Here is a 20,250-nt window from a genome sequence, read left to right on the forward strand (position 1 = left end):
AGCATTGCATTTCGCGGAGCAAGGCTGCCCCATGGATTTTTTCGGACCGCACATTTTCGGTTACCTGATCGCCCTGTTGCACACACTCGGGTCGATCGCGGCGATCCATGCGGTGCTCACCGTGCGCACCGCGCAAGGCTCGATCGCCTGGGCATTGTCGCTGATCTTCATTCCTTACCTCACGCTTATTCCGTATCTGGTCTTTGGTCGCAGCACCTTCGATGGCTACATCAAGGCCCGCCGCCAGGCAAACGAGCAGATGCGCCTGGCCATCTCCGAACTGAACTGGCGCCCGTGGGTGGAAGAAGCCCTCGCCGCTCGCGCTTCGAGTGCCTACGCCTCACTGCGCGCGATGCCTAAACTGGGGCGCATGCCGTGCCTGGCGAACAACGAAGTGCAACTGCTGGTGAACGGCACCGCGACCTTCGATGCGATTTTCCAGGCGATCGCACAAGCGAAGGAAGCCGTGCTGATCCAGTTTTTCATCATCCACGACGATCGGCTCGGCCAGCGCTTGCGTGACTTGCTGTTGAAGAAGGCCGCCGAAGGCGTTTCCGTTCACTTACTCTACGACCGCATTGGCAGCCACGCCCTGCCCCATCATTACGTGCAAGCGCTGCGTGATGCCGGCGTCGAGGTCAAAGCCTTCGCCACACGCAGCGGCTGGCTCAACCGCTTTCAGGTCAACTTCCGCAACCACCGAAAAATCGTCGTGGTCGATGGCGTAGTCGGGTTTGTCGGCGGGCATAACGTCGGCGATGAATACATGGGTGAGAAGCCGCCATTGGCGCCGTGGCGTGACACCCACGTCAAAGTACGCGGGCCGGTGGTGGCCTGCATGCAGGAATCGTTTGCCGAAGACTGGTTCTGGGCTGCTCGAACATTGCCACCGTTGATCCTCCCGGATGCGTATCCGGAGGATGGCGTGCTTTGCCAATTGCTCGCCAGCGGTCCGGCGGATGCCTACGAAACCTGCTCGCTGTTTTTCGTCGAAGCCATTCATGCGGCAACGCAGCGGGTATGGATCACCAGCCCTTACTTCGTCCCGGACGAAGCGGTGTTCGCGGCATTGAGGCTGGCGGTGCTACGCGGGGTCGATGTTCGACTGCTGTTGCCGTCGCGGCCTGATCACCGCATCGTCTATGCCGCGTCCAGCCTGTATGCCTTTGAGGCGGTGCGTGCCGGCGTTCGGGTGTTCCGCTATCGACCGGGTTTTCTGCACCAGAAAGTGGTATTGATCGACAGCGAGATCAGCGCCATCGGCAGCGCCAATCTGGACAATCGCTCGTTCCGCCTGAATTTCGAAGTGATGTTGTTGACCGTTGACAGCGAGTTCGCCGCCTCCGTGGAACGCATGCTCAACGAGGATTTCGCCCAAGCCGATGAAGTGGCTAAAGAAGAAAGCCGGGAGATCCACCGCCTGCAACAGGTCGGCATGCGGATCGCCCGGCTGATTTCGCCGATACTCTGAGCGCCCCGTTTCAGGGGTGGTAGATGTCGTCGCGGGTCCACGGCAGTTCGTGGCTGCCATCCGCATGCGCTTTTACGGCGAGGATCTGATGCAGATTGATCCAGCCCCGCGCGAACGCATATGCGCAACCAGCCAGGTACAGGCGCCAGATACGTAACGCTTGCTCGGGTACCAGCTTCGCCGCGGCTTCGAGGTTGTCTTCCAGTCGCTCGCTCCAGTGATCAAGCGTGCGCGCGTAATGCAGGCGCAGGCTTTCGACATCGACGATTTCCAGCCCGGCTTCACTGATCTCGGCTGAGATCATCGACAGATGCGGCAACTCGCCGTTGGGGAAAACGTATTTTTCGATGAAGTCGCCAGCACCGCGTCCCACCGGACGGCCATCGGTGTGCTTGGCGGTGATCCCATGGTTCATCACCAGCCCGCCCTCCTTCACCGCGCCGAACAACGTCGCGCAATACTCGGCGAGATTGGCGTGGCCGACGTGTTCGAACATGCCGACGCTGACAACCTTGTCGAAGCGAGCGTCCTGCGGCAGATCGCGATAGTCGAGCAACTGCAGCTCGACCTGGTCTTCCAGCCCTTCGGCCTTGACCCGCTCCTGCGCCAGCGCCAATTGCTCCTTGCTCAAAGTAATACCGAAAACTTTCACACCGAATTCTCGCGCCGCGTACCGCGCCAGACCGCCCCAACCACAGCCGACATCCAGCAGATACTCGCCCGGCTGCAAACGCAGCTTGCGGCAGAGATGGCGGAATTTGGCTTGCTGCGCCTGCTCGAGGGTTTCGCTGCCGGTTTCGAAATAGGCACAGGAATACACCATGTCGCTGTCCAGCCACAGCTGGTAGAACGCATTCGACAGGTCGTAGTGGTAGGAAATGGCTTTGGCGTCAGTGTCTTTGTCGTGATGCGCACGCACTGGCTGGCTGCCTTCTTCCTCGTCGAGCAGCGCACTGCTCAATTCGTCGCAAACCCGGATGACCTCGCTGATCGAGCCCTCCAGTTCCAGCTTGCCTTCGACGAACGCCGCACCCAGCGCATCCAGGCTTGGGTGGGTAAATTGAGTGACCATCTGCGGGTCCTTGACGACGATGGTCACGCTGGGCGCCGGGCCCAGATTGAACTCATGGCCGTCCCAGAGTCGCAGGCGAAGCGGTAGCTGCAGGTTCTGCAAGGCCGGTGGAAGTTGCGCGAGCATGGAAAATCCCCCTTGTTTCAGACGTCTGATCTGAGGGTAGACCAACCTGAAAAAATAGCAGGCTATCGATTCGATTAGCCGTGTCTATCGTTACCAGCGCCTCGGCTGAACAGCAGATACCACGCGCCTTACGATAAATGACTGCCTGTTCAGCCCGCGGTTCGATGAATTTTCTTTCATTTCGCCTGAGCGTCGAGCTTGAGCAATGGCTCCTGAAAACGCAGCAAACGTCCGGCGTTGCCCAACACCAACAGGGTACTCAGGTTATGCAGCAGCGCTGCGATCATCGCCCCTGCGGCGCCAAGCCAACCGAAAGCCGCGAAGACCACGATGGCCAGCGTCCAGCCGAGACCGATGATTACATTGACCTGCAAGGTGCGCCGGCACTGACGGCTCAAGCGCACACAGGTACCGAGGCGACGCAGATCGCTGCCGATCAGGACAATGTCTGCCGACGCCAATGCAATGTCAGCGCCGCCAGCGCCCATCGCCACGCCGACGACCCCGGCCTTGAGCGCGAGTGAATCGTTGATGCCATCGCCAACCACCATCGGCCGGAAGCCGTGATCGATTTCCTTGAGCACTCGGTTTAGTTTGTCTTCCGGTAGCGCTTGCGCCTGGACTTCATTCAGCCCGACTTCCTGCGCCAGGCTTCGGGCGACACTCTGACGATCACCCGTCAGCAGCAGCTGCCGTCCCAGACCCAGTTCGCGCAATTCGTTCAAGGCAATGCGTGCTTCCGGTTTGACGCTGTCGGCGAGCAACAGCCAGGCGAGGAACTTGCCGTTCAAAGCCAAGCCGGCGATCGGGCCATCATGTTCGGGAACACGGGCTGTAGTGATGCCCAGTTGCGCGAACAACTCTGGACGACCGAGCGCAGCTTCGCCCTTCCCTGTCATCGCCACTACACCCAACCCTTGGCGCTCATGGATATCAGTTAGAGGCCAATAGGTCTCTTGATCGGCCATCCCCGCAAGTGCCCGGCTCACCGGATGACCGCTTGCCGCGCCAAGACTGGCGGCCAGTGTCTGCGCTTCGGCGGTGTCCGCGTTCAGGCTGTCGATCGCCTGCAAGCGCAACGTGCCGTAAGTCAGCGTGCCGGTCTTGTCGACCACCAGCGAGGTCAGATCGGCAAGCTCTTCAAGAAATGCCGAGCTGCGAATCAGAATCCCATGGCGCGCAGCAACGGCGACACCGGCAATTGCCGTGGCCGGCGCCGAGAGCACCAATGCACACGGACACGCTGCCACCAACACCGCGAGCATCGCCTGTGCATCGTTGGTGGCGAACCAGGTCACCGCTGCCAGCAGCAAGACCAGCACCATGTAACTGCCGGCATAGCGTTCGAGCAATCGCGTGATCGGCGGTTTCGAACGCTCGGCGTTCTGCATCAAAGCGATGACTTTGCCCAAAGTGGATTCGTCGCCGGTGCGAGTGACTTCGACACGCAGCAATCCATCGAGGTTGATCGCGCCGCCGAACACCAGCATGCCGACGCCCGCTTCCACCGGTACCGACTCACCGGTAATCGACGCCGTATCGAGACTCGCTTGGCCGGATAACACACGACCGTCCGCCGGCACCCGATCACCGGCCCGCACCTCGACAACATCGCCCGCGCTGAGCATGCCGTTGTCCACTTCGATGATCGAACCGTCCGCTTGAAGCTTGCGCGCATGGCTGCGGGTCAACTGGCCAAGCGCGTTGATTGCTTCCTGGGAACCGATGACGCTGCGCTCTTCAAGCACATGGCCGAAGATCATGATGATCGGCAACAACGCCGCGGTGAGCAGATCACCAGTCGCCCAGGCACCGAGCATGGCCAGCGCGATCAACTGATCGGTGATGCCGTGCAGGCTTGGATAACGCAGGCTGTACCACGCCGAACGCATCACCGGAACCGCTACCAATAGAGAGGCAAAACCGAGCAATAACTGACTCACGCCAATCTGCTCAGGGACTGTCCAGCGCCAGAGCAAACCCAGGCCCAGCAGTCCGAGCGCAAGCATCGCCAGGGTCAACTGACGCGCGGCGCGACGTTGTTCGGCCGAAGACAAGAGACTTGGAGCAACAGTGTTCGCGGTCATTGACTGGCTCCTTGAATGATCAACCGGGAATCGTCTTTCGGGTTCACGCTAGTGACCGAGCCGGCCTGACCGAGAATTTTCGGCATGCGCTCGCGATACAGACGCAGGAGCATTTGCGGATCGGCAGACGTGGCCAGACTTGAGACGGTAGCAGTATCGGCCGAGGATTTCGCGAGGCGCTCGCTCGCCTGCGCGTGAGCCACCTGCAGCGTGCGATCAGCCTGTTCGTTGGCAGATTGCGTAAGCTTTTCCGCCTCGGTTCGCGCATTGGCCACGGCTTTATCGGCCTGCTGACTGGCGGTGAGGACCGCATTGAAGGCACTGACCGCGGGCTCCGGCAGACTCGATTGCACATCGACCCGTGACACCTCGATACCGATGCCCTGACCGCTCGCCTTCAGCTCGGCGAGACGCGCGTTGATGCCTTGCACCAGATCACCGCGCAATCGCTCGCGCCGCTCGGCCGCCTGATTGTCGGCGCCCACCAATTCCGGGCGAGCGACCAGAATAGTGTCGAGATCTCGCGCGGCGGTCAGGGCCACGGCGCTACGCGTTACCAACCGATCGAGTGCCGGCAGTACATGTTCGCCCTGTAACACGAACGCATAGGGATCGGAGACTTGGTAAAACACTCGCACGTCCAATTGCACTACGCCGGCGTCACCGGTCAATAAATAACCAGACCCAGCGAGTGCATCGCTCAATGGCGTGGCGAAGGACGCTACCCGGTCTGCCTTCAGCGCCTCGTCACTGCGCAACAGATTTCCTACTCGACGCTCGATCACCCGATCCGCCGCCGGCAACAGAACCACCTGCTCAAACGGCTGCGGCCACGCCCATAACAGTCCGGCATTCTGAACGCGGTCCAGCGCACCGAAGTGCAGTACTACTGCGCGGTTTTGCGGATCAATCTGCCGGACATTCGAGACCCCCCATGCTAATGCGGCCAAAACAGTGATCACGTACAAGGCGATGAAGGTCAGACGACCGGCCTGAATCCACGGACTGTTCAACGCATGTGTTCCACGTGGAACTTCTTCGCTCATGGTTGCGATCCGGCTTTGTTGTCGAGCGCCGGTGGGCCGTCGACCAACACACGGAACGGCGCAGCATCGGTGCGCAGAATCAGTTTGGTTTCCGGTGTGACAATGGTGCCGAGGGTATCGAGCGAGCGCAGCAGGTTGTAAAGCTGCGGCGCGCTGGCGTAGGCGCGACCATAAATCTGCGCAGCCTCAACCCGTGACTGCGCTTCAATGTCAGCGGCTTTCACCGTTGCATCAGCCTGGACTATTCGCGCATCGCGCTCGGCGGCGGAGCGAATTTGCGCCGCTTCGCGTTTGCCAATGGCTGTACGTTCCGTAGCAATGGTTTCACGCTCGGCGCGCATGCGATCGACCGTTGCAATGAGCGTGACCGAGGGCAAAGTCAGCCGCTCGATACCCACCTGCACCACACGCACGCCATAAGTGGCGAGCAACTGTTGGTCGATCTGCTGACGCAACTGCGCTTCAAAATCACCGATGCGCACTTGTTTGGCATCAGTGTTGACCAGATTGGCCAGATCGAAACTGCTGGCCGTGGTCTCCAGTGCCGAGCCGACAAAGGTGCGAATCTGCCGCGCCGCCTCGTCCGGCTGATTCTGCACGGCACGCATGAAGCGCTGCACGTGTTCAGGATCACCCTGCACCTGCCACGCGACGTAGGCCTGAACGATGATGCGCAAACCGTCCTTGGTGCCTACGTCCTGCAAACCACTTGAGGTGGTACGTAGACGCAAGTCCACCGGAATCGCTGCTTCGAACGGCGCAGGCCAGCGCCAGCTCAATCCGGGATCGAGCAAGACCCTCGACGGATTACCGAAACGGGTGATGACTGTGGCTTCACCGGAGCGCACTTGCACCAGACTCGCGGCGGCAATGGCAAACGCCACCAGCAACGCAGCCCAAGCCATACGCCGCCATGGAAATGGACCGGCCTCTTGCGGATCGCCGTGATGATGGTGATGACCATGATGATGGTGATGCCCGCCGTGGCCATGGTCGTGGCCGCTGTGGTCGTGAACGTCATGAACAGGCGACTGGCTCAATGGGTGGCTCCTGGTTGAGCGGTGGTACGGGCGGGCGACGGATCAGCCGGCAGCGTGAAAGTGCGCAGATCGATGGTTGGCGCATTTGCGCTGCCGCCGAGTCGATGATCGAGCACCAGCAACCTGGCTTTCCTCAAGCCCTGACTGAGCTGGCTGAAATATTGCTCGAGCACGAAGGCCTGGCCAGCACTGGCGAAGGCTTTTTGCTCGGCGCTGAATTTAAGGTCTGCCGTTTGCGCAGCGGCGTTGATTTCCCGCGCATTGGCCGTTGCCTGATCCCGCGCCGTACTCGCCTGCAACTGCGCCTCGTTAGTGGCCTGCGCAGCCGCCCCGCGTTCGCGAGCGATCAACGCCCGCGCGCCGATCTGCGCCGCTTGCACACTGTGATAGGCATTCGCCGCGCCGGCCGGTGGATGAATCGCTTCGACGACTGTGGCGAGGATCTCCACGCCGCTGTTCAATCTGTTCAGATCACTTTGCACTGCGCGACCGATTTCCTCGGCCAGCCCTGCCCTGTCGTCGCCGAGCAGTCCGTCGAGAGTGCGCGAGGCAAAATCGTGAACCAGAATGCGGCTGGCGGTGCTGCGAATCAGCGTCGGTACATCGGCGCTGTTATAAGTCGCGGCGAGTGCCGCCTCGTCGTTCAAACCGATGCGATAGACGAAGCGCACGTCCATGTTGACGATTTGCAGGCCCTGCTGCGTGCCCCGGCTGCTGGCGATGACCTGGGACTTGTCATTAACGTGGCTGGCGTCCCACAAACGGTTGGCGGTCAGCGGCGCTGGGCCTTCAGCGGAGTCGGACGGCACGGTGATTGGCTTGTCGTTGACACTGGTCGCCAGTTCATGGACCACGCCGTTTTCAACGGAGATCACACGCCCCAATGGCCAAGGCAACCCGCTATGCAAACCCGGGCCGAAAACCTGTACCGGTTTACCGAAGCGCTCATAGATGCCGCGACCTTGCAGGGGAATTTCATGTACCCCTGTCAGCAGCCAACCGCTAAGGGCGACCACTGCCAACACCGGCAACAACGCCCGGCGCATGTAACTGAACGCCCAGATCTGGCGCAGATCAATGCCGAAACGGTTGTGCATTTCATGCTGTAACGCCAGCCACGGCTGCGGCGGCCAGCGCAGCATATCGGCGATAAAACTGCGCGCCAGCAGGGTCGGTTCGAGTTGTTCGCGGCGCGGGCTGAAGACCGACAGCGCCGCGCGCAACAACAGTTCAAGGGCAACCAGCATCGGCAAGATTGCGCTGAGCACTGCAACGCGAATCGGCCAGACGGCGTGCTCGCTGGCAAACAACAGACACAGTGCACCGATCAACAGGGTGATGATCACCACGCGGGTCAGTTGCGCCAGCGCAGCCGCTTCTGGCCACTGCGCTGGCGGCTCCTGCGCCAGTTGCCGCTCCAGCACCAGCAAGGCGAAGGCCAGCAACAACGTCAATGCTGCACCAACGTTTGCCGACAGGCCCAAGGCCGCCGCAGGTAAAGCGAGACTCCACACTTGCTCGGTGCTGAGCAGAACCAGCAATGCCCAGCCAGCGAGCCACAATGCCGGCGCGCCGATTTGTCCTAGCAAATACCGGCCGCGCAGACTCAATCGCTCCAGCAGCCTCTCGTACCAACCTTCGGCAGCGACGCCCTCCTCCACCCCCGGTTGCGCAGTTGGCGGATGCATCACCCGCGCGCGCCATTGCGCCACCCACCAGGCCGATTGCAGCCCGGCAACCAGCACCAGCAACGCTGCGCTCTGATTGACCAACAACGGCAACCACACGGATTGCGGCGCAAATAAGCCGATGAAAAACGCCAACAGCCAGCCCAGCCCGGCCAACCCGCCGAGTCCGCAAGCCAGCCAACGCAACCTGCGTCCCTGCTCGCCAGCTTGCTGAAAGCGCGGCAGGCCGGCTACTGGCGTAGCGTCCAACTCAAGATCGACTTGCATATCACCCCGGCTAAATTGGTCTTAGCGTTACGATATAACGGAAACTGTGAAATATTCGTACACATTTACCGCTATTCAAAAACGCCGCAGCTGTCGCTTGCCTGAAGCCTTGACCGAAATGTCCGGCAAAGCTCATATTACGTACATAATTTTTATCGCGACTAATCTTGGCTATCCCCAACGAGCAATGTGGAGCAAGCGCATGAGCAACTATGACGTAGTAATTCTGGGCGGCGGCCCCGGCGGTTATAACGCAGCGATCCGCGCCGGCCAGCTTGGCCTCAAAGCCGCTTGCGTCGAAGGACGTGCGACCCTCGGCGGCACCTGCCTCAACGTTGGTTGCATGCCGTCCAAAGCCTTGTTGCACGCCTCAGAGCTGTACGCCGCTGCAGTGGGCACCGAGTTCGCCAATCTCGGCATTGAGGTCAAACCAACACTGAACCTCGCGCAGATGATGAAGCAGAAGGACGAAAGCGTTGCTGGCCTGACCAAGGGCATTGAATTTCTGTTTCGCAAAAACAAAGTCGACTGGATCAAGGGCTGGGGCCACATCGACGGCCCCGGCAAAGTCTCGGTGACTGACGAACAGGGCAACAAGACCGAGCTCACCGCCAAGGACATCATCATTGCCACCGGCTCCGAACCCACTCCCCTGCCCGGCGTCGAGATCGACAACCAGCGCATCCTCGATTCCACTGGCGCGTTGTCGCTGAGTGAAGTGCCCAAGCACCTGGTAGTGATTGGCGCCGGGGTGATCGGCCTGGAGCTGGGTTCGGTGTGGCGGCGACTCGGCGCGCAGGTCACCGTGGTCGAATACCTTGATCGCATCTGCCCCGGCGTCGATGGCGAGGCCGGCAAGACCTTGCAGCGCGCGCTGAGCAAGCAAGGCATCGCCTTCAAATTGAGCTCCAAGGTCACCAGCGCCACCAGTTCAGCTACAGGCGTGCAGCTGAGCGTCGAGCCTGCCGCCGGTGGCACCGCTGAGCTGATCGAAGCCGACTATGTGCTGGTGGCTATCGGGCGCCGGCCATACACCCAGGGCCTAGGGCTGGAGAACGTCGGCCTGAGTACCGACAAGCGCGGCATGCTCGCCAACCAGCAACATCGCACCGAAGCCGCCGGGGTCTGGGTGATCGGCGACGTCACGTCCGGGCCGATGCTCGCGCACAAGGCTGAAGACGAGGCCATGGCCTGCGTCGAGCAGATCCACGGCAAGGCTGGCGAGGTCAATTACGCGCTGATCCCCAACGTCATCTACACCCAACCGGAACTGGCCAGCGTCGGCCAGACCGAAGAACAGCTCAAGGCCGAGGGCCGTGCCTACAAGGTCGGCAAGTTTCCCTTCACCGCCAACAGCCGGGCGAAGATCAATCACGAAACAGAAGGCTTTGCCAAAGTCCTCGCCGACGAGCGCACGGACGAAGTGCTCGGCGTGCATCTGGTCGGGCCGAGCGTGAGCGAGATGATCGGCGAGTTTTGTGTGGCGATGGAGTTCAGCGCCTCGGCCGAGGACATTGCCCTTACCTGCCATCCGCACCCGACGCGTTCGGAAGCGTTGCGTCAGGCAGCGATGAATGTCGAGGGGATGGCGACGCAGATGTAGTTTCCAAACCTTGCCGCCGTCTTCGCGAGCAGGCTTGCTCCCACTTTGGAATGCGTTCCCCCTGTGGGAGCGAGCCTGCTCGCGAATGGTGCCACCCGGTCTACACCGGCAGATGCCCCAACGGCAACGCCCCCGGCGCTTTCACCGTATGAATGGCAAAGTTGCTGCGAATATCGCTCACCCCCGGCAGTTTCAGGAGGTGCGCACTGACAAAGCGGTCATAAGCGCGCAAGTCAGGGACGACCACTTGCAAGAGGAAATCCGATTCGCCGGACACCAGAAATGCTGAGACCACCTCTGGCAGCGCAGTAACAGCGGCATAAAAAGCCTCGGCGCGTTCTTCGTTGTGCCGCTCGACCTTGACCCCGACAAACACCGTCAGCCCCAGCCCGACTTCATCGCGATCGAGATTGGCCTGGTAGCCTCGAATCACCCCCGCCTCTTCCAGCATGCGCACCCGGCGCAGACACGGCGAGGCCGACAGGCCGATTTCCTCGGCCAGCTCGACATTGCTCAAGCGGCCGTTGCGTTGCAGCGCGGCGAGAATCTTGCGGTCATAGGCGTCGAGTTTCATCTTTGGCAGATCCCGATAGTCTGGCGATTGAAACCAGCAGATTATGCCAAACCCGCCACGGTTTGAAGCCGACTACGCAAGCACCTGCCCTGCCCTCTCGCTCTAGACTGGCCCGAGTAAATCGACATCGAAAAGGGGTGTGATGTGGCAAGTCTGTGGCTGTTTATCCTGACGCTGGCTGTGGTTCTGCTACTGCCGGGACCGGACATGATCCTGCTGTTGCAAACCGGCGCGCGGCAAGGTCGCGGTGCAGCGCTGGCCACAGCGCTGGGCCTGGCCATCGCCCGCGCCTGTCATGTGGCCCTGGCGGCGTTGGGGCTGGCGGCGCTGTTCAAAACGGCACCGTGGACGTTTGACGTGGTGCGCATCGCGGGTGCGGCGTATCTGCTGTGGATCGGCATTCAATGCTTTCGCAGCTCACTGGTTCCCAACCTGCAAACAGGAGAACCGACACCTACCGAGTATCAGTGGCGCCAAGCGATCCGGCGCGGCCTGCTGACCAACCTGCTCAACCCCAAAGCTTTGCTGTTCTGCTCGGTGCTGTTGCCACAGTTTATCGTCAGCGACGGCGCGCCGGTGCTGACACAGTTCGCCGTGCTCGGCCTGGTGCTGGTCAGCGTCGGTCTGCTGTTCGACAGTATTGTCGCCATGACCGGCGCGGCACTGGGCCGTTGGCTGCAACACAGTCCGACCGCACAGCGCATTCAGCAATGGCTGTTCGGCAGCCTGTTGATTGGTTTTGCCGTGCGCCTGAGCTTCATTCAGCAGGCTTAAGCCTTGCGTACCTTGCGCTGACGACGGGTAATGAGCAGTAACGCGATGGCCGTGACCACGACGAAGACGCCAATCTGCACCGGCCACTTGTACGGCCGCAGCGTCGCACGTACAGCATCGGTCACCTGGGTGACGTAGCGCTTGTCAGCATTCTCGAAGTCCGGGTAAGGACATTGATTACCGAAGTCCACCGCCCACAGCACATAAGGACCTTCCTTGACGTAGCGCTGGTACAGCGCACTCTGGTCTTCAAGGCTGCTGTTCCAGCCGGCCGCGTTGCACAACACCGCCGCAAACGCCTGACTGGTGTGCGGCAGGTTATCGGCGGCGCGACTGGCCAATGCCGTAGCGACAAAACGATAGTGATAACGCTGATCCGGTTGCGCGGCGCTGGCCTGCTGGCGCTGCACTTCCGCTGTGGAAATCAGCGGGCCGACATCCAGCTTCGTGCTCTCCAGCGTGTAATTGCCGCCAAAGGTGGCGTAATCAGGCGCCATCTCATAACCGAGGATGTCCATGCCCCACTCCCGCGCCGTCCATGCGGCGTTGTACAACGCACTGGCGCGTTTGCTCGGCCACCACGCCGAGTCGGCCTTGAGCCGTTGCTCGCCATACAGCCTGGCCTTGTGCTGCAGATCGTCACTGGCGAAATAAGCGACCGCTTCCTCGTAACGCCCCTCACGCAGCAAGCGCCGACCGAGCAGATTGCGCAGATTGGCGGCCGCCGACAGCGGCACATAGTTGTCGCGCTCCTGTTGGGTCAATGGCGGCGGCGCCGGCACGTTCTCATCGACATAACGCTTGAGCTCATCGACCGTCAGCACGCGCTCGGCAACTGTCGCGGCATCGAACCAGTAAAGGCTATTGCTGCGATACAACCGCACAAAGGCTTGCAAATACTCGCCGCGTTGCAGCGCCAGGATCGCGCTTTCGCCCTCGACCCGACATTTTGGCTGCACCGTCTCAAACGCCCAGTCCGGCGTGCGGCGATAACCCCAGTCCTCGTTTTGCGGGAAGGCCTGGGCGGCTTTGGCGTAGGCGGCGGCAGCGGCAGTCGTATCGCCGTCACGCACTGCGAGTTTTGCCCGCAGCCACCAGGCCAGCCCGCCGTCGCCGGCGTTTACCAGAAAGGCCTTGGCGGACGCGTAGTCGCCCTGTTGATAACTCATCGCCGCCAGTCGATCGGCATTGTCGAGGCTGCCACGCGTGCTGTTCTGCAACAGCGTCACCAGTTTCTTCTCGTTTGGCGGCTGCTCACCAAATGACCAGCCCTGACGGCTGACCAGCGATGCCGTGACCAGTTGCTGCACCGCTGGCTGCTGCAGCAGCTTCGCCAGCTGAGATTCCGGCAATTCGGCCAGTTCGTTCATCAGTTGCTTGAGCGAGGTGTAACCGACGGCCGAACCGTGCAGGTTCTGTGCTTCGTACAGTTCGATGGCGCCGCTCCAGTCCCCGGCACTGCGCAGCACCCGCGCCTCCTCACCGAGGCTGGCAACGCCCAGTTCCAGCGAATCGCTGAAGCCGTCGATACTCAACTGCCGGGCCTGGCGAAAGGCATCACGCGCCTGTTCCAGCGCTTCGATACGATCGTGCGCCTCGTTGCTCAGGGCAAAAGCGATGCGCCCCAGGGAATACGCCGCCCAGGTGCTGCGCAACGGGCGCTGGTCTGCCGGCAGCGCCAGCACTTTGTTGAAATACTCTGTGGCCAATTGCTGATCGCCGGTGGCAAAGGCCACGGCGCCGGCGACGTACAAACGGATTTCCGCCGGCAGACTGGTGCCCTGCTCCTCGGCCTGATGCGCATCGCTGAGCCCGCGCAGGCGCTTGACCAAAGCTTGCTGCTCGGCGCTAAGGCCCACTTGTTCAGCCTGTTCGCGCGCCAGCTCAGCCGCGTTGTCTTCAGCGTAATCGTTAGGGTTATGGGTCGCGGCAGTGACATTTTTCAGCCCGGCAATGGTTTTACCGAGGCGACTGACCTCGAAGCTGAAACTGCCCTCGGGCAGATCGGCCAAGGTCTGTGCGCGATTGTCGAGCAGGCGCATCGGGAAGTCCGGGCCGCAGGCCAGCGCCGAACCCAGCGGCAGGCTGAGGCTCAGGCAGAGCAGATGGCGGGGCCAGTTACGGGTCAACATGCGAACCTCCTTGATCAATATGTGCACAACGCGCCCAACCGACAGCGCGCTGCCCGCCCGCCGGCAAGCGGCCGTCTCGCAGGCGGGTGAAGGTAAGCAGATTGGCGCTTTGTTGCAATGCATAACCGGCGAGCGCGTCGGCGCCTGCACAATCCTGCGCCTTGAGCGTGATTTGCGCGGGCCAAGGGCTGTCGAGATTGCCATGGTTTTCGAGCTGGATGTCATAGAGACCGCCCTGCTCTTTGAATGACAAGCGCAACTGACTGCTCAACACATCGCCACGAGCCACGGCACGCAAAGTGGTGAGGCTCCAGGCGCGCCGATCGTTGGCCAGCGGCAAGCGAAACCAGATCAGCCCGGCCAGATGCTCGGGTGGATCCTCGCGCAAGGTCTTGCCCAGTTGGCTGAGTTGCAGCGGATCGGCAAGCAGCTCCCGGCGCTGCCCGCCGCGCTCCAGTTGTACTTCACTCTCCACCACCGGCGCGCCACCGTCAGCGCTCAACAGCGCAACGCCATAAGCTGGCAGCGCCAGATAGAAGGGTTTGTCGCTGATACGGGCCCAGGCCTTGGCCCATTTCAACGCCTGCTCGGGATCGAACAGACCCAGTCGCGGATCGCTCACGGCGTGGACTTGCAGCACACTGCTGTCGACGCTGTGCAAAAGTGCTGGCAACTGCGCGCTATCGAGCCAGGCCGGAAGCGCGGTGATGCTCAAAGGTAGAGATGGCGGCAAAACCGCGCGCAAGTGTTTGAGGAATTCAGCGTACGCCGGCAGCCGTGCATTGCCGGCATCGTGGTCGATTTCGATACCGTTCAGCGTGAGGCCTCGCCCCTGCCAATCAGCGATGACCTGCAGAATCTGTGCGGTGACCTGCTCTTCATCCAGCGACTGCAGCTGGCCATCGAGGCGAATCACTGCGATCAATGGGCGGCCATCGGCTTTCAACAAGGCTGAATCAACCCGCGCCCGGCTCCACCGCTCGCCGGGAAAGGCCTGCAATGCCAGCACGCGCAATGTCGAGAAGCCATGGAGGCTGTCGCGCAACGCCGGTTCATGGGCAGGCGTCCATTGCCGCTGCCAGACATAGAGTTGCTGGTCCAGGGCAGGTGCGACGTGTTGCTCGCAACCCGCAAGCAAGACGCCAAGAAACAGACCCACGATAAACCGCATACCCTGAAAATCCCTGAGACCACAGGCCGCAAGGTTACACAAAAAACCCGTAGGAGCTGACGAGTGAAACGAGGCTGCGATCTTTTGATCTTGCTTCAAGACTCCAGGTCAAAAGATCGCAGCGTGCCGCAGCTCCTACACGGATGCCGCTGGTTTACGCGCGATGATCACTTGACTCTTCGCCACCACCGCATCCAGCGCCTGTTTGATCTGCGCCCCGCGCGGGGAGTCGAGTACCGCTTGCCACGTGTCGGCCCAGTGATTGAGCAGTGGGTGATCCGGGTTGCTGAATTCGACCTTGGCTTCCCAGAACAGCATCATCCACATCGACCAGTAAAAGCCGTATTGGCTATGGCTGATGATTTCCAGCCCGGCGTCGCTGACCATCGCCTTGAACTGCTCTTCGCTGATGATGCGTATGTGATTGGGTTTCTGGAAGTACTCGGGTGCGGCGATGTCCTTTTGCAGGTCTTCGGAGCTCGGGTGCGGCACACTGAGCAGGTACAACGCGCCAGGTTTTCCAACCCGTACCAGCTCAGCGAGAAACTGCGCAGGGTCGTCGACATGTTCGATCACTTCCGTCGAGACCACACGTGTCGCCGTGGCGTCGGCAATCGGCAGCGGATTGCAATCGGTGACGTGGCACTCAACATCGCGCGCCGGAGTATCGCTCAAGCGCTGGCGGGTGGCTTCAACCTTGGCCGCATCGATATCGGCAATGATGATCTTCGCCCCGCGCGTGCCGCAAAAATGCACGTTACCGCCATCGCCGCAGCCGACGTCGAGCAGCGTGTCGTCGGGGCTTACCGGAAACCCTGTGAACAGTTCGCCGGTTTGCTGATTGAACCAGCCGCTGAGCATCGCATCGTGCAGGCCGAGCATGTACGGGTCGGTCTTCTCGGCAACCGCCGCAACAGGCTGCGCCGGCGAGGCGTTCGTGAGTTTCTTCAAAAGGCTCAGCATGAGGTGGCTCCAGTGGATGGAAGGGCGGATCGGGGCGTGCCGAGGCGCTTGACCAACGCGGCGCCACGGTTGCGCATCGGCATTTCGATCAAGCGGTAGTTCAGTTCACTGAGCAACACGATAAGTGCGCACGCCAGCAACAGCGTGCACACCGGATGCCCGGCAGGACTCGGCAAACCGGCGCTCTGCAAACGGAAAATCACTTCACGCACCAGTTGATAGGCCGGGATATGGATCAGATAAATGCCATAGGAGCGGCTGCCGATCCACGCGAGTAACCGTTGCACCGCACCGGCAGGCACCAGGTAATCGCGGTTGTATGAAGCGATCCACACCAGCACGGCACTGAGCAGGGCGATTGAACCGATGCGATAAGGCGCGAAGGTGAAACGATCGGTGGCCATGAAGCTGAGCAGCAATGCGATGGCGATGAAGGCTGAAATCCTCGCCCACGGTGGAGCCAGCCAGGTTGGCTGCCAGCGCTGATAACCGGGCCGTGCGCTCCACATCGCCAACAGCACGCCAAGGGCCAGCGCGTCGGTGCGCACCACCATCAAAAACGGGGTGCGCACGGTCAGAATCTGCACCGCGACCAGCGCCAGCAGCGCCCAGACCAGGCGCTGGCGAAATAGCAGGATCAGCAGCGGAAACAGCAGATAAAACTGCTCCTCCAGCGCCAGGCTCCAGTAGACAAAACTGCTGCCGTATTCATATCGGAAGAAGCTGTCGGCAAAACGGAAATTGGCGTATTGCAACACGCCGGCCAGGGTCGCTTGCACGTTGGCATGCCAGGTACCGAAAGCGCCGGAGCGATTGAGGAACACACAGGCCAGCAGCATCAGCGCGAGCCATAGCCAAGCCGACGGCAGCAGGCGAAAGGCGCGGCGCAGCCAGAAGTTGCGCGTCTGCTGCCAACACTCCTGGCGACTGGTACAACCTTGCAACGCCGGAACCAGGCTGCGAGCGATGACAAAACCGGAGATGGCGAAAAACAGATCGACGCCCCACCACGTTTGCAGACTGCCGTGAATGCTTTCCAGCAAAGGCACCGGGTCCGCGAACAGACTGCCCTGCAGGTGATGGAACAATACTCCCAGTACGGCGACGGCGCGCAGCACTTCTATATCCATGATGCGCTTGCCGTTCATGCTTGGCAGGCTTCCCCTGCAGCGGCACGGTGTTCGAACAACTGTGCAAGAAATGCCCGCAGGCGCTGCTCTGCCACGGCCTGACTGCAAAAAGCCTGCAGGCTGTCGACCGCTTGTGCGGACATCGCGGCATAACGCTGCGGCTGATTTTTTGCAACGTCGTAACTGGCCCGGTAGGCCTCACATAATGATGCCCAGTTGGTCACGTACCGCAGCGTGCGAAATGCCTTGCGCGGATCGTGCGGCCAGGCTGTCAGTTCGTCGGTGGACTCGATCAGAAACGCGTTCTCAGCGCTCAGGTAATCGATCATTGCCGTGGTTCGAGGCGCTACTGCGGGCTTGCCGCAAGACATGAACTCCATCAGAGGCAGGCACTGGCCTTCCCCGTAGGACGTGTTCACGACATAACGAGTCGCCTGCACGAGTCGCTCGTAGTCCGGATCGGCGAGATAACCGTGAATCAACACGATACGGCACCGATAGGACTGGTTTTTGTACAAATGATGGAGGATGTCAGCCAGCGCCTCTTCAGCATCGAAGTGTGTCAGTTTCAGCACCAGGGTAGCGTCTTCGACTTCGCGAAAGCTCACACAGAACGCGCTGAGCATGTCCTCCCAGTTCTTGCGGCCATCGCCGGGATTGAACACTGACGTATACACCACGCCCTCAAGGGACAGGGTCTGCTCGGTCACCGGTGCGGCAAAATCAATGCCCTCGCCGCTGCGCAAATGCTCTGGGGCGAAGGCATTCAAGTCGAGCTGACGGCTGTCGGCCACCAGCCCTTTGATCGTCAAGCGCAGCGGCTCGGCAGCGCAATGATCCTGTGCTTGCATCCCGCGTGCGGCGAAGCGGTCCCAGACCGGCGCCGGGATGGCGCTGATCGGGTAGTCCGCGGACATGGCTTCGCGGACCGCAGCGACGGTATAACTGGAATGGGTGACAGCCGCTCCGCAGGCGTGCAAAACGCTGCGCCAGTCGTTGCGTGGCTCACCGGCGAACGGCTCGTTGGGGATCGTGCTGAATTCCCAGGCAAACACCGGCACGGTCGGACACGCCAGATCGACTGGAGTGCGGTGCGGTGGCGAAAACGAGAGGAATACACAAGGCTCGCCTCGCGCCAGGCATTCGCCATAGAGCGCGTCGACTTGCGTCAGCGGATCAGCCACTTCGATAACGCGCCCGATTCGTTCGAGAACCGGTCGATGTTCCTTGAGCACGAAGTAATAGCTGTACTCCGACCGCCCCAGATTTTGCGTAATGGTGTGCTGATTGGTTTCAGAATGAATGATGATCAGCATGAGGCGTTATCCAGAACAGGCTCGATATCAGCGGCCTTGGGAGCCAGCGCGAAAAAATCCGCCAGGCGTGTCTGCAATGGCGCGAACGCACAGTAATCGTGCATCCGCTCGATGGCGGCGGCCGACATCCGCTGGTAATCCTGCGGGTGCGCAGTGGCCATACGGTAACTGTTTTCGTAGGCGCTTTTCAGCGAACCCCAGTCCGGTCGGTAGCGCAGGGTGCGGTAAATAATCCGCGTGTCCTGGGGCCAGATCGTCAACTCTTCGCTGGACCTGACCACGAATGCCACCGACTCGTCGATGTAATCCTCCATGGCCGTATGGGCAGGCGCGATCACCGGTTTGCCGCTGGACATGAATTCCATCAACGGCAGGCACAAACCTTCGCAGCGCGAGGCATTGACGTAGAACGTCGCCGCCTTGTAGAGCTCGGCATACTGCGCGTCGTCAAGGTAGCCGTGCATCACCACAACGCGGCAAGCGAACGGGCTGAGCTGCGCGAGCAACGTCATCAATTCGCTGTAATACAAGGCCAGATCGTTCTGGGTGATCTTGACCACCAGGGTCGCGTCTGGCTGCTCGCGAAATGCCCAGCAAAACGCGGTAATCAGTTGATGCCAGTTCTTGCGGCCATCCTTGGGATTGAACACCGAAACGTACACCACACCGTCGACACGGGTTTCAACGATGCGGTCGGTGGCCGGCAGGTCCAGCGGCGGTGGTTCGCTGACCAGAATCGGTTGCGCGCCGCAAATGGCGGGCAGACGTTGCTCGAGCCAAGCGTGAAGGTTGTCGGGAACGCGATCACGAACCCCTTCCCAGTACCAGTTCTGCAGGTATTTTACCCTTGGGACCGGCTCTGCCAGGTCACGCCCGAGATCCAGTGCCCACAGGCGCAGATAGTGCCGGGCGATGACGAACCGGCGCTTGAGTGTCAGCGGCGGTGGACGCGCGGCTTCTATTTCAGCCGCCAGCGCAGCCTCTTCTTCAGGCGTCAACGGAGCGGGGATCAGCGCATCGGCCGACAAGTCGAGTTCGCGGCTATCGAAAATACAGCCTTTGATCGCCAAGGTTGCGCCCGCGTTGATCGATGTCGGGACATGCGCCTGACGAATATCGGAAAACTTTTCCCATAGCGCTGTCGGCAACACCAGCACCGGAAAATCCTCACCCATGGCTCGCCGGATCGCCCGGGCAGTGTGGCTCGATAAGGTGATAACCCGGCCCTGGCGCGCGAGCATTTGCGTCCAGTCCTGGCGTGGGTCGTTGTCCCACTGTTCGTCGGGAATCGAATCGAACTCCCACGCCACGACGCACATCGTCGGGCAATGAAGATCGGCCGGGGTTTTCTGCGGAGGGGCGAACGACAGGAATACGCTGTCTTCGCCAGCGGCGAGCAGTCGCCGATAGAGCGGGTCGACTTCTGCCACCGTGGAAACGACGTGCACACGACCGAGGCTTTCCAACAATGGACGATAAGCCTTGAGCACAAAGTAATAACTGTATTCGGGACGACCAAGACTCTGGCCGATGGAGTTGTCGTTGACGTCTGAGTAAAGAATGAAATTCATGGCATCCCACGATAAAGCAGCCATACCGGCAACTTCATGCTGTGACGACCAGATACTGGATCGGCCCGGTAGTACCGGCACGCGTCCTTCATCAGGCACGTCTTAGTTCTTGTTTTAGTGGTCAGTTTCACTCTGCGCCGCAACCCCCGAAACACCGTTCGGATTATCGCGACAAGGGGCATTCTAAACACATCCATCGAGGGTTCGGGAACCGTCCCG

The 20,250-nt window shown here is 60.9% G+C and carries 15 protein-coding genes; 3 read left to right on the forward strand and 12 right to left on the reverse strand.

What is annotated here, in order from left to right; all coding sequences use genetic code 11:
* The first annotated feature begins 31 nt into the window (after positions 1 to 31).
* Entirely contained in the window at positions 32 to 1,471 is a 1,440-nt protein-coding gene (gene cls / locus ACZ0AZ_RS08760) for a cardiolipin synthase (protein WP_129997998.1), read from the forward strand.
* 10 nt (positions 1,472 to 1,481) lie between these two features.
* On the opposite strand, the gene cfaB is transcribed toward cls, so the two are convergent.
* From cfaB to hflK (ACZ0AZ_RS08785), 5 genes are all read right to left on the reverse strand, one after another.
* On the reverse strand, positions 1,482 to 2,669 hold the full coding sequence (gene cfaB, locus ACZ0AZ_RS08765) for a C17 cyclopropane fatty acid synthase CfaB (protein ID WP_463537220.1): 1,188 nt from the start codon (positions 2,667 to 2,669) through the stop codon (positions 1,482 to 1,484).
* 176 nt (positions 2,670 to 2,845) lie between these two features.
* Positions 2,846 to 4,756 (reverse strand): cation-translocating P-type ATPase, encoded by a 1,911-nt coding sequence (locus tag ACZ0AZ_RS08770; protein WP_463537221.1) that lies wholly within the window; start codon positions 4,754 to 4,756, stop codon positions 2,846 to 2,848.
* Positions 4,753 to 5,802 carry a protease modulator HflK gene (gene hflK / locus ACZ0AZ_RS08775; RefSeq protein ID WP_463537222.1) on the reverse strand — a complete coding sequence of 350 codons (1,050 nt, stop codon included), beginning with the start codon at positions 5,800 to 5,802 and terminating at the stop codon, positions 4,753 to 4,755. The genes ACZ0AZ_RS08770 and hflK (ACZ0AZ_RS08775) overlap by 4 nt, the downstream gene beginning before the upstream one ends.
* A complete protein-coding gene (gene hflC, locus ACZ0AZ_RS08780; RefSeq protein ID WP_463537223.1) occupies positions 5,799 to 6,842 on the reverse strand; it encodes a protease modulator HflC in 1,044 nt (347 codons plus the stop codon). Before hflC ends, hflK (ACZ0AZ_RS08775) begins: the two co-directional genes overlap by 4 nt.
* Positions 6,839 to 8,797 carry a protease modulator HflK gene (gene hflK, locus ACZ0AZ_RS08785; RefSeq protein WP_463537224.1) on the reverse strand — a complete coding sequence of 653 codons (1,959 nt, stop codon included), beginning with the start codon at positions 8,795 to 8,797 and terminating at the stop codon, positions 6,839 to 6,841. Before hflK (ACZ0AZ_RS08785) ends, hflC begins: the two co-directional genes overlap by 4 nt.
* A gap of 202 nt (positions 8,798 to 8,999) precedes the next feature.
* Between hflK (ACZ0AZ_RS08785) and lpdA the strand changes: the two genes are divergently transcribed.
* Entirely contained in the window at positions 9,000 to 10,400 is a 1,401-nt protein-coding gene (gene lpdA, locus ACZ0AZ_RS08790; protein ID WP_463537225.1) for a dihydrolipoyl dehydrogenase, read from the forward strand.
* A 100-nt stretch (positions 10,401 to 10,500) separates the two neighbouring features.
* Here the strand turns inward: lpdA and ACZ0AZ_RS08795 are convergent, their stop codons facing one another.
* Positions 10,501 to 10,974, reverse strand: a complete 474-nt coding sequence (locus ACZ0AZ_RS08795) for an Lrp/AsnC family transcriptional regulator (protein WP_122612807.1) — start codon at positions 10,972 to 10,974, stop codon at positions 10,501 to 10,503.
* Positions 10,975 to 11,118: 144 nt separating this feature from the next.
* Here ACZ0AZ_RS08795 and ACZ0AZ_RS08800 point away from each other — a divergent pair, with 144 nt between their 5' ends.
* Positions 11,119 to 11,748: a LysE family translocator gene (locus tag ACZ0AZ_RS08800; protein ID WP_039757229.1), complete on the forward strand. Its 630-nt coding sequence runs from the start codon at positions 11,119 to 11,121 to the stop codon at positions 11,746 to 11,748.
* Here ACZ0AZ_RS08800 and ACZ0AZ_RS08805 read toward each other — a convergent pair.
* From ACZ0AZ_RS08805 to ACZ0AZ_RS08830, 6 genes are all read right to left on the reverse strand, one after another.
* Positions 11,745 to 13,880 carry a hypothetical protein gene (locus tag ACZ0AZ_RS08805; RefSeq protein WP_463537226.1) on the reverse strand — a complete coding sequence of 712 codons (2,136 nt, stop codon included), beginning with the start codon at positions 13,878 to 13,880 and terminating at the stop codon, positions 11,745 to 11,747. The genes ACZ0AZ_RS08800 and ACZ0AZ_RS08805 overlap by 4 nt on opposite strands.
* The gene (locus ACZ0AZ_RS08810) at positions 13,867 to 15,051 is read right to left on the reverse strand and encodes a DUF3142 domain-containing protein (RefSeq protein WP_463537227.1); all 1,185 of its coding nucleotides are present in this window, start codon (positions 15,049 to 15,051) and stop codon (positions 13,867 to 13,869) included. The genes ACZ0AZ_RS08805 and ACZ0AZ_RS08810 overlap by 14 nt, the downstream gene beginning before the upstream one ends.
* Positions 15,052 to 15,186: 135 nt before the next feature.
* Complete coding sequence (locus tag ACZ0AZ_RS08815; RefSeq protein WP_039757225.1) at positions 15,187 to 16,014, reverse strand: class I SAM-dependent methyltransferase; 828 nt, start codon at positions 16,012 to 16,014, stop codon at positions 15,187 to 15,189.
* Positions 16,008 to 17,162: an acyltransferase family protein gene (locus tag ACZ0AZ_RS08820; protein WP_129998009.1), complete on the reverse strand. Its 1,155-nt coding sequence runs from the start codon at positions 17,160 to 17,162 to the stop codon at positions 16,008 to 16,010. The genes ACZ0AZ_RS08815 and ACZ0AZ_RS08820 overlap by 7 nt, the downstream gene beginning before the upstream one ends.
* The gene (locus ACZ0AZ_RS08825) at positions 17,159 to 18,460 is read right to left on the reverse strand and encodes a glycosyltransferase (protein WP_463537228.1); all 1,302 of its coding nucleotides are present in this window, start codon (positions 18,458 to 18,460) and stop codon (positions 17,159 to 17,161) included. Before ACZ0AZ_RS08825 ends, ACZ0AZ_RS08820 begins: the two co-directional genes overlap by 4 nt.
* Complete coding sequence (locus tag ACZ0AZ_RS08830; RefSeq protein ID WP_463537229.1) at positions 18,454 to 20,031, reverse strand: glycosyltransferase; 1,578 nt, start codon at positions 20,029 to 20,031, stop codon at positions 18,454 to 18,456. Before ACZ0AZ_RS08830 ends, ACZ0AZ_RS08825 begins: the two co-directional genes overlap by 7 nt.
* Positions 20,032 to 20,250: the final 219 nt, after the last annotated feature.

The sequence above is a fragment of the Pseudomonas sp. AC239 genome (genome assembly GCF_979258545.1).